Raw genomic sequence first — 13974 nt, 5'->3', positions numbered from 1 at the left:
CCGCATCTCGAGCATCTCGAGATTGCCGAGAATGACGGTGAGCAGGTTGTTGAAGTCATGCGCGATACCGCCGGTCAATTGGCCGACGGCCTCCATTTTCTGCGCCTGCCGCAGCTCCTGCTCGATCTTCTGGTTGGCGGTAAGATCGCGGATGAAGCCCGTGAACAGGAGTCTCTCGCCCACCTTCACCTCTCCGACCGCCAGTTCGACCGGGAATTGGCTCCCGTCCTTGCGCTGGGCCTGCACGACCCGGCCAGTACCGATGATCCGTCGCTCGCCGGTGCGCACGTAGCGTGCGATATAGCCGTCGTGCTCTTCCCGGTGGGGCGAAGGCATGAGCATGCTGACGTTACGCCCGATTGCCTCCTCGGCGCGATAGCCGAAGAGGGTCTCGGCGGATCGGCTGAAGGACTCGATCAGCCCACGATTGTTAATCGTAATGAGAGCCTCCGGCACCGTGTCGAGGATGGATTGAAGCCGGGCCTCCCGCTCGCGCAGGGCTGCCTCGGACCGCTTGCGTTCCGTGATGTCGACTGCGGTCGACATGGCGCCGATCACTGCTCCCGTCGTATCGCGAAGTGCCGTGGCATTATAGAGGAGGGCTATCGAGCGGCCATCGTCGAAGCGGACCTCCCACTCCTCGTTGCGGACCTCCTCGCCCCGGATGGCCCGCGCCAGCGGGTACTCGGTGACTGGAGGCTCCACATCATTCCGATAAATGCGGCGAGGCGGATAAGCGGTCGCGCTGAACCCGGATGGCGCAAATTTGGAAATGAGAGGCACGTCGAGCAGCTTGGCCGCAAAGCGGTTGGCCTTCACCTCCTGCAGGTCAGGATCATAGGTGAACCATGTCGCCACGGGAGCGGTCTCGACGAGGGCCTCCCATTCCAGGGTCCTGGCCCGGAGGGCAGCCTCGGCTGCCTTGCGCTCCCTGATATCGAGAGTGAAGGCAGCCATGGTCTCGCCGCCGCCCAGCTTGGCCAAGCCGACCAGCACCGGAATCCGCTCGCCGTTGCGCAGATACTCCTTCTCGTACAAGGTCGAGACGCCGCGGGTGCGCGCCTCAGCGACGGCCCGCTCGTCTGCCGCAAGCCACTCGGGTGGCGTGATCTCGTCCCAACGCACGTGCCCTGAGAGGAGGTCGTCCCTCGTGCGCCCGATCAGATCAAGGTAGGCCTTGTTGGCCTCGACGATCCGGCCACTCTCATCTCCAACGACAGCCCCGATCGGAATGGCATCGAGAATGGTCCTGAGGCGGGCCTCACCTGCCTGTAGCGCTTCCTCGGCCTGCTTGCGCTCGCTGATGTCCTCAACCACCGAGATGCGATAAGGCTGGGAGGTCCCCGCCCCCGCGAGCGAGGACGTCACACGAACCCAGACAAGGGTGCCGTCCTTGCGCCGGTAACGTTTCTCGATCTGGCAACGCGGCATCTCGCCGGCCAGGAGCCGACTGGCGAGAGCCTGCGCCTGAGGCCGATCCTCCGGATCGATGAGATCGACGAAATTCCGCCCGATCAACTCTTGGCGCTCATACCCGAGAATGCCGCAGACGGCTTCGTTGACGTCGAGAAGGCGGCCATCGCCATCCACCAGTTTGATCCCAATCGCAGCCTGATCGAAGACGACTTGGAACCGATCCACGGCGGAGGACTCTTCGACCGCTCCGCTGGAGGCTGTCGAGCCACCTGTGATCGACTGAAGCGGCTCGTCCTGATCTTGACGCATGTCATGCGTCCTTTCGTACAAAAGTCGCCCCTCCCAGGGACGGAAACTGAACTGTTTCTTAGCACTCACCGTTGGCCTGCCGAAGCTTGGCGGGAGATGGCAAACCTTGCCTGCCCTGACCTTTCCTCCTGGCATCGGGCCCAAAGGCCGGCCGTCGTGGAACATTCCACAATCTGTGTGCCTGCCGTGCCCACCCAATCCTTTTGGGGGTGTAAGACGGGGGCTTGTAGCATGATGGCTTCGGCGCGGCCCTGATCCTGATCAATCGCGTTCGGTCGAGTTCGAGACGACAGGCTGATCAACGAATCCTCCGGCATGTGAAACAGATGGTAGCTGTTGAGCCTGGCTCCGAGATGAGCCGCCGAGCGATCAAAGGTTGGAGGGAGTGCCGCGTCCCCCCTGAAGGTCGTGGCGTACGCCCAAACGCTCCCGTCGAGGAATCCCGGAACCGGTTGACTCTCTGGGACGGCGCAACACAGATCCTGTGCCGTCTTATGCCGGAACACATTGAAGTTTGTTTCAAGCGCCCGCTCGATTGCTGCTCGGGTCATTGTCTGCGGTTCCTGACTTTGTCGCTTATGAATTCGTTTCGGATCCGGTGCAGATCGCAACACGCCGGGCGATCCACCCGTCCCGGTCGGTCCAGAGCCGCTTCCGAACCCGGGGGCAGCCCGTATCTTTCTTGGGAGCGGCCGGCTCTGCCTGATGGCTGAGAGGGACCGAGGGCTTTGCGGGAGCTTCCGTAGCCCTGGGCCCGCGCTGGTGGCGCAATCGGGGCTGGGGCAAGCGTTACCCCAATGACGATAGCGAGGACCATAACGCGCCGTCCTTGGGCGCGCTGCCTTGGCATCATGAGATCAACTCCTCGGAGAGATTCGTGCGACGAATGCGCGCTTTCAGTGCGGCCAAGCGGTCATGCACGAGGTGGAGCACAGATCCTCCTCCACCTCACCGGCGAGTTCCTGCACCCTGCTCATGCGCCGCAGGACGACCCTGCTGCGCCCCTCCAGCGCGATCAGCCCGTCCCGCCTGAACCGGGACATCACGCGACTGACGGTTTCAAGGGTCAGGCCAAGGTAGTCCGCGATGTCGAGCCGTGTCATTGGCACCTCAATGGCTACCGGGCATTCGCAATCTGCCCCCGTCCGGTGGGCGGCCGAGACCAGAAAATGGGCCACCCGTTCCTCGGCTCCCATTTGCCCGAGAACGATGATGTGGTGGTGGGCGGCATTCATTTCCTCGAGGATGTGGGCCAGCACGAGCGATCTCAGACGCTCCGATCCCTCGGTCATCGCTTGAAGCTGGCTGCGCCCGAGCCGGCGCACCTGCCCGCGCGTGATCGCCTCGGCGGTGTAGCGGTAGGTGCCCTGGCAGGAGAGCCCGAGCGTCTCGCCCGCGAAGACGAAGCCCATGATGGCGCGGCGCCCGTCGGCCAGGATGCGATAGAGGCGGAAGCACCCGTCGACAACCTGGACGGCATGCGAGGCCGCATCCCCCTCCCAGAATGCCGCCTCGCCCGCTGCGAGGGTCTCCATCGGCCGCGAGGCGAACGCGCTCGCCAGGGTCGAGGGCCCGGCTTGGATGTCGAAGGGCGGAAGGGGCGCGCCGCTGGTCGAGGGGGCAAGGTGGGAGGCGTACATCAGAAGCTCCAGTCGGGATCGTTCGGTGCCCCGACTAAAAGCAGGCGATTGTCACAGATGAACCTTGGCTGTGTATCGGCTCGTACCGGTGTGTAACAATTTGTGACAGGCGGGTCGCTCTCCTCCTTGAGGCCAGAGACCTTGGCCTATACTCTCATGGCATACCTGCTAGACCTCTGGATTCCTATCAGACGTCATTCACATCATTCATTATTCCCGCAAATTGGATTTCTCTTTCCTTCGCGTGTCCGACGGTCCTCACATCCTCATCGTTGACGACGATTCCCGCATCCGCCAAATGCTCTCCCGGTACCTGTCCGACGAGGGCTTTCGGGTCAGCGCCGCGGACGGCGGCATGGCCATGCGCGAATGCCTCACGCAGACGCCGCCTCACCTCGTTCTCCTGGACCTCGTCCTGCCGGGCGAAGACGGTCTTCAGCTGGCCCGGGAGATCCGGTCCCATCCCAACTCCGGCATGATCGGCATCATCATGCTCACCGGCCGGTCCGACATGGTCGACATGGTGGTCGGTCTCGAGGTAGGCGCGGACGACTACATCGCCAAGCCGTTCCACCTGCGGGAGGTCCTCGCCCGGATCAAGAGCGTCCTACGCCGGTTGCGGCCTGCCACCCCGGCGGAGTCGCCCTCGGACGACCGGACCGTTGATAGCGAGGTAATCGAGTTCGATGGCTGGCGGCTCGACTTGGGACGCCGGGAACTGCGGGCGCGCGACGGCTCCGAAGTCCTTCTCACGACCGGCGAGTTCGATCTGCTCGTGACCTTCGTCAAGCATCCAGTCCGAGTCCTCAGCCGCGATCAACTGATGGATCTGACGCGGGGGCGGCAGTGGGAAGCGATTGACCGCTCGATCGACGCTCAGGTGGCACGTCTGCGCCGCAAGATTGAGGCTGATCCCAGGAACCCTGCGCTCGTCAAGTCGGTGCGGGGCGTGGGATATGTTTTCACGGGGCGAATCCGGTAACCGCAAAACCCGTCAGCGCCTTGCTCCGATCCCGCCTCCCTACACGGCGTCTGCGAGACCTACGTTGTGACGTCCGATGTTCCCTGATTCAGGGCTGATGGGGAGACGCTGATGCCAGCATCCGCAGAGGCGGTAGAATTGGCCTCTCAAACCGAAAAAGCTTCAGCTAAATCCGCGGCCAACCGGCGGACGCCCAGCAGTCGCCGAGCGTCCGCCAACGGTTAGGATCGGCTATTGGAGGTACTTGCCCCCATTGATCGACAGCGTCTCGCCGGTAATGAAGCCCGCATCGTCCGAGACGAGGAAGACAACGCCGCGAGCGATCTCCTCGGGTGTGGCGAGTCGCTTTGCGGGCACACCATCGATGATGGATTTCAGGATGTCCGGCCTGACCGCGGCGACCATTGCTGTGTCCGTGTAGCCCGGTGCAATCGCGTTGACCGTGATGCCGCGCGATGCTCCCTCCAGTGCCAAAGCCTTCGTGAAGCCGATCACGCCGGCCTTCGCCGCCGCATAGTTGGTCTGTCCGGCCTGGCCAGAGAGCGCATCACGGAACTGATGTTCACGATGCGGCCGAACTGCCGTTCTCGCATCGTTTCGATCACGGTCCGGCACATGTTGAAGCATCCACCGAGATCGACATCGATGACCATGCGCCACTGCTCCGCAGTCATCTTATGGAGCATGGCGTCCCGCGTGATCCCCGCATTGTTGACCAGAATGTCGATAGGTCCATGCCGACTGACGATTTCGGCGGCGGCCTTGGTGCAGGCATCGAGGTCGGAAACGTCCCATGCATATACGGGCACGTCGTGGGTGTGGCTGAAATCGGTGGCCTGCGCGTCATTCCCGTAATAATTGGCGACAACGGAATAGCCCGCAACCTTCAGGGCCTGACAGATCGCGGCGCCGATTCCCGTTACGCCGCCGGTCACGAGTGCGAGACGTTTCATGATGTAGTTCTCCTAACGGGACGTTTGTCATGTCGCACCTTGCACATCGGTCAATTTGCTTCTTTGCGCAGGATCAACTGAGGATCACCTGAGCATGGTCGCTCGAGGATTTCGACGCGGCTTTCCAATGTTTGATTTTACGCAAAGTGTCTCGGCTCGCTGCATGTTCTTTTCCCGCCGCCGACAAGCCACGGTGGCGCGTCACAACTGGACTAAGATCATGAACCTGAAATCCCTCCTGTCGCTTGGCAACAAGGGCAATGAGATCGCCAGCACCGAGACAAGCCCGTTCACCTCACTTCAGCGCGAGATCGACCGTGTCTTCTCCGACTTCGCCCAGGGATGGCCGAGGCTGCACCAGCCCGATCTAACTCCGCGCATGGACGTGACCGAGCGCGGGAACGAGATCGCCATCACGGCCGAACTTCCCGGGCTCCAGGAGAAGGACGTGAAGGTCGAGCTCGTCGACAATCTCCTGACGATCAGCGGTGAGAAGAAGATCGAGAACGAGACCAAGGACGACAAACGTTATGTCCTCGAGCGCAGCTATGGAGCCTTCTCGCGCTCGATCGAACTGCCCGAGGGCATCAACTCCGACGACATCAAAGCCTATCTGGTCAACGGGGTACTGACCGTGACCTTGCCCAAGCCGCCGGAGGCGGAGCCATCGGCGAAGCAGATCGAGGTCAAGGCTGCCGCTTGAGCGGGGCCATTATGGGGATGTGCCGGAGGCCGTGGCGCTCCGGCGCATCTGCCACATTTGGATAGTACGTCGACATCGATTGTCGGGTCCCGATCCGGCTGTCGAGCAGCTCCCCGAACGAAAGCGCGCGTAAGCGACGCAATCAAGGATAAGAGAATCAATATGAGCATCAATGGAAAAGTGGCTCTCGTGACGGGGGCAGGCCAAGGCATCGGCCGCGGCATTGCATTACGCCTGGCGAAAGACGGCGCCGACATCGCTATCGTCGATGTCAACCAGGAAAAGATGGCAGCTGTCGCAAGCGAGGTGGCGCAGATCGGACGCAAGGCAACGATCTTCCGGGCAGATGTCGCGAATCGTGACGATGTCTACGCCGCGGTTGAGCATGCCCAAAAGGAACTTGGCGGCTTTGACATCATGGTCAACAATGCTGGAATCGCCCAGGTCCAGCCTCTTAGCGATGTCACGCCGGAAGAGGTCGATCGGATCCTGAACATCAACGTTCAGGGTGTGCTCTGGGGAATCCAAGCCGCAGCGAAGAAGTTTAGGCAGCGCAAGCAAAAAGGCAAGATTATCAATGCATCCTCGATTGCCGGGCATGATGGCTTCGCCATGCTCGGGATCTATTCGGCTACCAAGTTTGCTGTCCGGGCATTGACCCAGGCTGCGGCGAAGGAGTTCGCTGGCGATGGGATTACGGTCAACGCCTACTGCCCCGGCATTGTCGGGACCGACATGTGGGTCGAGATCGACAAGCGCTTCGCCGAGCTCACCGGCGCTGAGGTCGGCGCGACCTACAAGAAGTATGTTGAGGGCATCGCGCTCGGAAGGGCCGAGACTCCGGACGATGTCGCAGCTTTGGTTTCCTATTTGGCTGGCCCGGATTCCGATTACATCACGGGACAGGCAATCCTAATCGATGGCGGCATCGTGTATCGGTAAACGATATCAGCCCTTGTATCGGCTCCCTTGCGGAGCTCAGCCGGCCGACTGCTCCCGGATCTTTTGTGACGGCCCACCGGGCTATCCTTGCGTCCAGCCCCGCGCGGTCAAGACCAGAGGCGGTGACTAAGCGCCGGTCGCTGAGGCTAAGCTCCGCCTCTCGCGGATTACATTCCCAGTCATCGGAATGACAGTTCCGCCGCCGAGATCGCTGCTCCACAGCGAAGGGCGGCGGAGCCTACCAGCGCCGTATTCCTTCAGCCCCATCGCCCATCGAGAGGTGCCCGACGCGGTAAGCCCGGATGTTGGGGCCCTGCTCTATCTCCGATGCCGCACTCCAAAGCCTGAACCGGACCCGTGTCCACGTCGTCGGTTCAAAACCTGTAACTGAAGCAAGCGCGCTACCATGGCCTAGAACGGCAATCGCTTCGTCGCATTCGCGCCGCCGGATCTCATCGAGCGGCGCATAGGGCTCGATCGGGAGAATCTCCCGTGTGGCGAACTGCGCCTCCGTCAAGCCCGGCGCCGCGCAGGTGTCGCTTTGCCTTTAACTCTGAGATTCGTCGCGTTGGGTGACGAAAAGCGATATTCTTTGCCCTTAAAGGTGAGATGCCGATCAGGATTGTTCGCTGCTCCTTGATCTCAAGGTGCGAACTCGGTGCTGTATCCGGCACGCAATACGATCGACGGTGGCGAGCAATCGGGCCTCCCTGTGATAGGTCCGGAGCAAGGCGACCCTGGCGAAGTCATCGATACCAGTGGTGAACAACGCCGCCTTGAGCAGCGGACGCTTCTGGACTGCGGCAATCGCGGCGAGGCAGAAGAGCCGGACTTCTGGATTATAGCTTTGCAGTGCCGCAGTAGGGGTTCCGCGAGCATTCTTGAGTGCCATGGCAAAGGCAACGCCGCGCATTGCCCGTCGGATTTGACTAACGCTGTTTAGCGTCACTGCAGATCCAAGCAGGGCAGCACCCACGCGGGCACGATGAAGCAACTGATCCGAAAGCAAGCCGATGCCAGGCTTGCCGAGTATCGGGGTCAGTAATGCTCCGCAGACCTGGCAGTCGACTGCCCATGCCCGTCGCCAATGTTTGAGCGCCAGACCCTGTCGCGAACAGTTTGGACACGTATGGAGCGGTACTTGCGCTGTCAGTGCGGCTTCGGTCTGGGTCAGGAGAGGAAACAGAAGTGACTGCACGCGGTCGACATCAGTACGAGCAAACGCAGCGATCCTTTCAGCAGCTTCTGTCTCAAGCGCGAAGTCGAGCATGATGGTATGACGACGGTCGATGCCGACGTGCGCAAGAAGATCGACCAAATTGCAGTAGTTGGCAGCGGCAAGCCGCGCGAGCCAGCCGGAAAGCAATTCGTCAGGGTGGGGCGAGACAGTCTTCGGCAGCGGGCGCAGCGTCAGGCTCCAGACTTTTCGAGCCGCCGCTGAACCGGTGCATGGCGTGACCAGACTGGCGTCCATTTGGTGATTACGTCATCAGTGATGCATTCCTCGCCCGAGCGAATGGCATCGATGGAAAGATCCTTGACCAACGCGAAGATGCGCGATGTCACCCCACCGGTCAGCGCCAGCATCTGCTTGAGGGACTTGACCCTCAGATTGGACTTCTTCTGCAACGGCATGGCAGCGATGAGGGTCTGGATCATGTCCGAGAACTCGGCGTCGTCGCGCCAGTTCGGCAGGTGATGCTCATCCAGCCTTCGGGCAAGCTGGACATCCCCGCGAATGGCATCGACGGCCTCACTGACCCCCAAACAGACCAGCGACGCTTCAAGTTCATTGCTGAGGTAACGCAGGACATTCAGGAAGCGGCGCTGCTCGCGATGGGTCCCGGCCAATAGGTTGTGGACTTCGTCGATCATGATCATCCGCAGGCCGAGGTCGCGCAGGAGGGCTATGACACGAACCTCAAGAGAGGCGACGCTTTGTGCGCGTAAGCCCAGCGACGTTGCCGGCGCGCCGACGGCTGCGAGAATGTGCAGATAGAACCGCCGCTCGTCTGGGGCCGGAGGCGCCTGCAACAAGAGCAGCGGTGTGTGGGTTATGCCTGCGACCGGATCATACTCCGGTGCGTATCTGCGCGACAGGTTTCGGGCGATCATCGTCTTGCCAATGCCCGACGCACCATGAACCAGAAGGCCAGGCATCCGGGTTTGCCGTGGCGCTTCTATCAGGCTCTGCAACCTGTCCAGAACCTGCTCTGCGCGTGGAAAGCCGATCCAGATGTCCGATTGAATGAGGGCGATACGACCGTCTTCCCCAGTTCCGTCTGCTCTCAAGTCACCATCTCTCCACCTTGAACAGGGGCCGCGAGGTATCACCAGTGTCGACAGGGCGCAGCCCCTCGGGCGGTGGATCGGACCGGATTGAATCTTTCAGCGTACCTCGTCTTTCGCGGGATCGCCGTTCAGCCTTGGTCAGCCGTCGGCTTTCATCCGCGATCTGGCGTTGCTGATGGATCAACTGGGCAAGCACCGTCTCATTGGACCCCTTCTTGCCCAAAGCACGACCCTTCTGCATGGCTTCGCGATATTCCCAAAGCGACACCGGCGGGATTTCCAGGTTGCGGTACCGCGCTTCGACACAACGTCCGCCTTCCAGTTCGACCCATATCGCAGAGAGGTCGCGGGGATCGTACCGCACGACCACTTTTCCATCCTTACGGCTGACATGCCCCGCCAGGGCATCCGCCCAATAGCGGATGCCGAACAGATGGATGCCGTCACGCCGAACCTGCCGCTGTTCACTTGGTAGGAAGCTCACTCGAAACGCATCCATGTCGACGGGAATGTCGCCCGACATTTCTCCAGACAGCGCCTCCCATTTGGCAACGGGAGTGCACCCAAGGCTCGAGTGAATGCTGTTGTTGTAACGGCAGATTTCCAAGGCGAACCAGCGATCGAACTCACTCAGGGTCATCGTGGCTATGGCTTCGGCGTTGTAGCTGCCTTTGGCGGCGACAGACGATTGCGTGGTCCCAGGTAAGAGATGAACGGCTCCCATCATTGTCCCGATCAGACGCTCGATGTGACCGCCGAAATGCGGGCTTCCCGGCGGCCTGTACACGAGACCGATCCCCCATTCCGCGCAGGCCGTCTGAAACGCTCGTGATCGGAAGTCACGACCGTTGTCAACATGGATGCTGCGTGGTCTGCCTTGTGCTGGCCAAGGGACATTGCTGTCTAACTCAGGTAGCAGTTCTGCCTTTGGTGCGACCGCCCTCGTAAGACAGAGAGCGATTGACAGGCGAGAGGGCGCCTCGAAGCTGACGTAGTAACCGGCCACTATCCGCGTCGCGATATCGATTGCAAGGGTCACCCAAGGTCGGCCAATGGGTTTGCGCTCGAAACTGTCGACAAGAATAATGTCCGCAGGCGTATGGTCGATCTGCACGACATCGAGCGGAAGGTTAGCCCGATTCGTGCCCGGCACGGGTCCAAACTTTTGACGTGCCGCCCTTGCGCCCTCTCGCGCCTTCATGACCTCGCGCTCATCCATCGCATCAAGCCGTCGCTGAATGGTTCGCCGTGTCGGCGCTTGCCAACTACGTTCACCACAAGCAATGCGGATCTCCAACACAACCCGCGACAAGCTCGGACGCTCCCGCCTCAGGAAATAGCGGCGAAGATGCTCTTCGATAAGCTCTTCGACCGCGCTGGATATCACCGTGGTGCCGGCGCGGCGGCCGCGCTTCTGCGGCACCAACGCACTGGTTCGCCCGCCTTCCTCGGCAAGGCGCCGTATCCAACGCCAGACCGTCGCCCTACTGGCACCGAGCTCCCAAACCGCATCGCGAATGCCGGCTTCCAGACTGCCTGTGCCCGCAAGATATGCCTGAACAAGCGGACGCAGGACGGCGGCCCTCCGCAACGCTTCGACGCCAGCCGTCTCTGTCAGATCCCGTTCCCTCTCCATCGCAGCCAGCCGTACGCCCCTGTAAACTCTGTCTCACCTTTAGGGGGAAAATTTCCCTTTTAAAGGCAAAATCTCACATTTAGCGGCAAAGGACTACCATTGATTTTGTTGAGTTCCTTATCTCGCCTTTAGGGGCAAAGCGACACCTGCCTTTGAACACGCCATGCTCCGTCATTAATCCCAGGGAACAGTAGCTGAAACTCTGGAACAAAAAGTTTGCGACAGATCCCTAATCTTTGGCATCATGTGAGGCGACCCTTAAGTCCAGCCTTTGAGCGCTAACCATTTGAGCGCCGACAGGCTCGGCATGAACAGGTACTCGCCGCCCTTCATGACGTTGAACGTCTGCACCCCATCAATGCGTTTGCGTGCCGGCGCTTGGGGGATCGTAAAGCGACCATCCTCCTCATGCAGGCCCACGATCGGGTCGCGCTCCTCGCCGAGATCGACGAAATTGCCACGATTGATCCATTCCTGCTGCATGAACTCGATCGTGTCATAGGCGCGCGCGCTGATGAAGATGAAGAAGATACCGCGATCACCCTTGGCATCGTCCTCGGGCGCGACGTCCTCAGAATAGACCGGACCGAAAGTCGAGGACCGGCGTATGATCCGATGGATGTTGATGTCGGTCAGCAGGGTGAGCTCGGAGTCGCGCGGATTGAGGCGGCGCATATGGCAGCCAAGCGGCACGATCCGTCCCTTGGGATCGTCCTTGAAATTGAAGTCGTTATTGCGCTGCGGATCAGCGCCGAGTTCCGGGTCGTCATGATCCGGTGACAACGTCAGCGGAGCGCCGGAGCGCCAGCGGCCGAACATCTTGGCCGCGAGAAGCTCGCGCTCCTCGGCCGTCTCACCATGGGCCTTGAGGAAGGCATTAAAGCAGCCGACCCGGCTCTGAAACTTGCGCAGCACGACGAAGGTGCCGTTCTTCCCGAGCGCGGCGGGTTCGGGCATGCCAAGCGCATGACCGTTTTCGCTTTCATAGCCCAGGATGAACTCGCCGGCCTTGATCGGACGTTCCTCGCCGGGAATGGGATCGACGCCGCTGCCTTCGACCGTGGGTTGCGAGATCGAGTCCCGGAAACCGAAGGGGTTCTTGGCACCATCCGGCGCACCGAAACGATGCTCGCCTAGCAGCGTCACGCCGGTGCTCTGGTCGAGCTCGGCGCGCGCCGTCGTCAGCGCCTTGTCGAGGGCTAAGTCGTCCACGGCGTAGATGGTTAGCGCCAGATGGCAGTTACCCGGCTTGAAAACGTCTTCCCAATGCTCTGGCGCGTTCGGGCCGAAATCGCGCAACTGTTCGCGCCGTGCGGCCATGCCCTGCTGGAAGGGGAGAGGAAAGGTCTTGAGTTGGTCATCGGGGACGCCGAGCGCCTTGAGGCCTTCGAAGCTCAACGCCGCGCCGATCCAGAAATCGAGATCCTCGCTCCAATTGTCGGCTGACGCGATATGCGGCGCAAGGCGGCCGAGCAGATCCCGCGCGCCGTCGGCCTCGTCGAAGTGGAGCATCGCATGGACGCCGACATAGGGCTCGGGCCGGCTGCGCAGGATCAGCGCCTGGATGTCATGAAGTTCGAGCGTGACGCTGTCGCGGCGGAAGCGCTCTTTCATTTTCTGCAGGATCGCCATCGCTTCAGCCCACCTTGTCGAGAAATTCGTCGACGGCGCGCTCCATGCGCTGTAGGCGCCGGACATCCACCACGGTTACCTGGGGATTGGCGACGAACCAGCCCGCCGCAGTGATCTGGTGTGAAGCAATAAAATCCTTGACCTTGGGGCTGGCGATACCCGGCCATCCCTCAACCGAACTGAAAATGAGATCCATAAGGTCAGGGATCTTGGTCGCAAAATCGTTGATGTAGGTATCCCAATCGCCATCATAGGTCGTGGCAAAGAGGATGCGCGTGTCATTATCAAAGAAGACAAAGCGCATGTCGTGCAACGTGCCGACCTTCTGCGCGCCGTCGAAGTTGCCGCTGACCAGCCCAAAGATGCGCCGCAGCCGGTCCGCGCCACCCGGCTTCAGGGCGGCAATAGCGGTCAGTTCGGAGACGTTGCCCGACTGCGCGCCGACGCGGCCAGCGGAGCCCGCCGTACCCTTGAGATCGGGATTATGTTTGGTGACCATCTGCTCGAGGGCGAGCTTGGCAAGTTGCGGCGCATCGCCGACAACCTCCTCGATCCTGCGCCGGATGGCCTGAAGGCGGGTTTCGTCGATCTGAGGGATTTCTTCGGTATCGGCCATGGCAGGCCTCCTTTCTCGAAATTTGGCGGGTTCGCGCAGGCTCAGTCCGGAATGGCGGCGATGCTGGTCGGCTCGACCCGCGGCTGGGCGTTCATCTCGTGGCGATATCGCGTGGAACGCTCATAGGCGGCGATCCGCACGCGCATGATCGAGCCTAGCGGCTGATGCTCGCGAATGCCGTGCCAAGGGTTGAAGGACAGGACGTCGTCGCCATAGACGCGGCGCGCGGGCGAATAGGCGTCCTGGGGCGGAATGCACAGCGTTGCGATCGGCTGGTGCGGCGACAGGTCCTCCGGCCAGAGCACGGCCGCGTCCTCGACCGGCATCTTCTCGAGATCGGCACAGAGCTGTGCCCGGAGTTGATACTCGGCTCCATGCTCGCGAAAATGCTCGACCACCAGGTCGCGCATCGTGGAATCCTCGACGGCTCCGACATTCTGTCCCGCGAGCGCCCGCACATTCTCGGACAGGGGCGCCGCGCTGATCTTGGCAATGTAGTCGCCAAAGCGGATCGCCGCCATCGAGTGGTAGGTCTCACCCAGGAGATGAACATTGTCTCGGGCGAGGCCCCGCAGTGTCGCGCCCGGCTCGACGCCGACCGCCTCGACCGCCGCCTCGACGCCGCGCGCAACGCCGGCCATGGCGCGCTGAAGGAAGGCCGGATTCTGCGCATTCTTTTCGAGGAGACCGATGAGTTGGCGGTACTTGCCGATCGTTCCGAAGCTCAGGACCGGGATATTGACCAGCAGGAAATCCTGATTGCGTCCATCGTCTGCGGGCAAGAGCCGTTCGCCCTTGACCCCGAGCACCTTGATCGCCATGCCGCGCGGCGCGGGAATCACGTCGGAGTGAA

At 61.4% G+C, this 13974-nt stretch carries 11 protein-coding genes and 2 pseudogenes; 3 read left to right on the top strand and 10 right to left on the bottom strand.

Translation table 11 applies throughout. From position 1 onward, the window contains the following. Both OC446_RS26485 and OC446_RS26475 read right to left on the bottom strand, forming a co-directional pair. A partial coding sequence (locus OC446_RS26485; RefSeq protein WP_410055151.1) for a PAS domain S-box protein occupies positions 1–1725 on the bottom strand: 1725 nt, incomplete at its 3' end. An 896-nt stretch (positions 1726–2621) separates the two neighbouring features. Beyond that, a complete protein-coding gene (locus OC446_RS26475) occupies positions 2622–3365 on the bottom strand; it encodes a helix-turn-helix domain-containing protein (protein WP_262031979.1) in 744 nt (247 codons plus the stop codon). Between the two features lie 244 nt (positions 3366–3609). On the opposite strand from OC446_RS26475, the gene OC446_RS26470 reads away from it, so the two are divergent. Further along, on the top strand, positions 3610–4347 hold the full coding sequence (locus OC446_RS26470; protein ID WP_181054760.1) for a response regulator: 738 nt from the start codon (positions 3610–3612) through the stop codon (positions 4345–4347). A 231-nt stretch (positions 4348–4578) separates the two neighbouring features. Here OC446_RS26470 and phbB read toward each other — a convergent pair. Next, positions 4579–5300: pseudogene (gene phbB / locus OC446_RS26465) on the bottom strand (acetoacetyl-CoA reductase). Positions 5301–5520: 220 nt separating this feature from the next. Here phbB and OC446_RS26460 point away from each other — a divergent pair. Both OC446_RS26460 and OC446_RS26455 read left to right on the top strand, forming a co-directional pair. Beyond that, the gene (locus OC446_RS26460; RefSeq protein ID WP_181054762.1) at positions 5521–6003 is read left to right on the top strand and encodes an Hsp20/alpha crystallin family protein; all 483 of its coding nucleotides are present in this window, start codon (positions 5521–5523) and stop codon (positions 6001–6003) included. Between the two features lie 162 nt (positions 6004–6165). Further along, positions 6166–6945 carry an acetoin reductase gene (locus OC446_RS26455; protein ID WP_181054763.1) on the top strand — a complete coding sequence of 260 codons (780 nt, stop codon included), beginning with the start codon at positions 6166–6168 and terminating at the stop codon, positions 6943–6945. A 238-nt stretch (positions 6946–7183) separates the two neighbouring features. On the opposite strand, the pseudogene OC446_RS26450 reads toward OC446_RS26455, so the two are convergent. The 7 genes and pseudogenes from OC446_RS26450 to OC446_RS26420 all read right to left on the bottom strand — a co-directional run. Then, positions 7184–7462: pseudogene (locus OC446_RS26450) on the bottom strand (DUF4865 family protein); the annotation flags it as partial. Between the two features lie 99 nt (positions 7463–7561). Beyond that, positions 7562–8419, bottom strand: coding sequence for a TniQ family protein (locus OC446_RS26445; protein WP_262031978.1), 858 nt, complete (start codon positions 8417–8419; stop codon positions 7562–7564). Then, complete coding sequence (locus tag OC446_RS26440; RefSeq protein ID WP_181054765.1) at positions 8356–9237, bottom strand: TniB family NTP-binding protein; 882 nt, start codon at positions 9235–9237, stop codon at positions 8356–8358. Before OC446_RS26440 ends, OC446_RS26445 begins: the two co-directional genes overlap by 64 nt. 1 nt (position 9238) lies before the next feature. Then, positions 9239–10873, bottom strand: a complete 1635-nt coding sequence (locus OC446_RS26435; protein ID WP_262031977.1) for a Mu transposase C-terminal domain-containing protein — start codon at positions 10871–10873, stop codon at positions 9239–9241. Between the two features lie 258 nt (positions 10874–11131). Then, complete coding sequence (locus OC446_RS26430) at positions 11132–12487, bottom strand: Dyp-type peroxidase (protein WP_262031976.1); 1356 nt, start codon at positions 12485–12487, stop codon at positions 11132–11134. A gap of 22 nt (positions 12488–12509) precedes the next feature. Further along, positions 12510–13121 carry a hypothetical protein gene (locus tag OC446_RS26425; RefSeq protein ID WP_181054768.1) on the bottom strand — a complete coding sequence of 204 codons (612 nt, stop codon included), beginning with the start codon at positions 13119–13121 and terminating at the stop codon, positions 12510–12512. A 41-nt stretch (positions 13122–13162) separates the two neighbouring features. Continuing rightward, positions 13163–13974 (bottom strand): catalase family protein (locus tag OC446_RS26420; RefSeq protein ID WP_262031975.1); only part of this gene is annotated, 812 nt, incomplete at its 5' end.

Origin of the sequence: Microvirga sp. Mcv34, from assembly GCF_024519725.1 — a bacterium.
GTDB lineage: Bacteria > Pseudomonadota > Alphaproteobacteria > Rhizobiales > Beijerinckiaceae > Microvirga.
This window is presented reverse-complemented; position numbering and strand designations above follow the sequence as displayed.

Excerpts from the sequence above, each read along its gene's own strand:
- OC446_RS26475 (WP_262031979.1), bottom strand. The coding sequence starts at position 3,365 with ATGTACGCCTCCCACCTTGCCCCCTCGACCAGCGGCGCGCCCCTTCCG.
- OC446_RS26460 (WP_181054762.1), top strand. The coding sequence starts at position 5,521 with ATGAACCTGAAATCCCTCCTGTCGCTTGGCAACAAGGGCAATGAGATC.
- OC446_RS26455 (WP_181054763.1), top strand. The coding sequence starts at position 6,166 with ATGAGCATCAATGGAAAAGTGGCTCTCGTGACGGGGGCAGGCCAAGGC.
- OC446_RS26445 (WP_262031978.1), bottom strand. The coding sequence starts at position 8,419 with ATGGACGCCAGTCTGGTCACGCCATGCACCGGTTCAGCGGCGGCTCGA.
- OC446_RS26435 (WP_262031977.1), bottom strand. The coding sequence starts at position 10,873 with ATGGAGAGGGAACGGGATCTGACAGAGACGGCTGGCGTCGAAGCGTTG.
- OC446_RS26430 (WP_262031976.1), bottom strand. The coding sequence starts at position 12,487 with ATGAAAGAGCGCTTCCGCCGCGACAGCGTCACGCTCGAACTTCATGAC.
- OC446_RS26425 (WP_181054768.1), bottom strand. The coding sequence starts at position 13,121 with ATGGCCGATACCGAAGAAATCCCTCAGATCGACGAAACCCGCCTTCAG.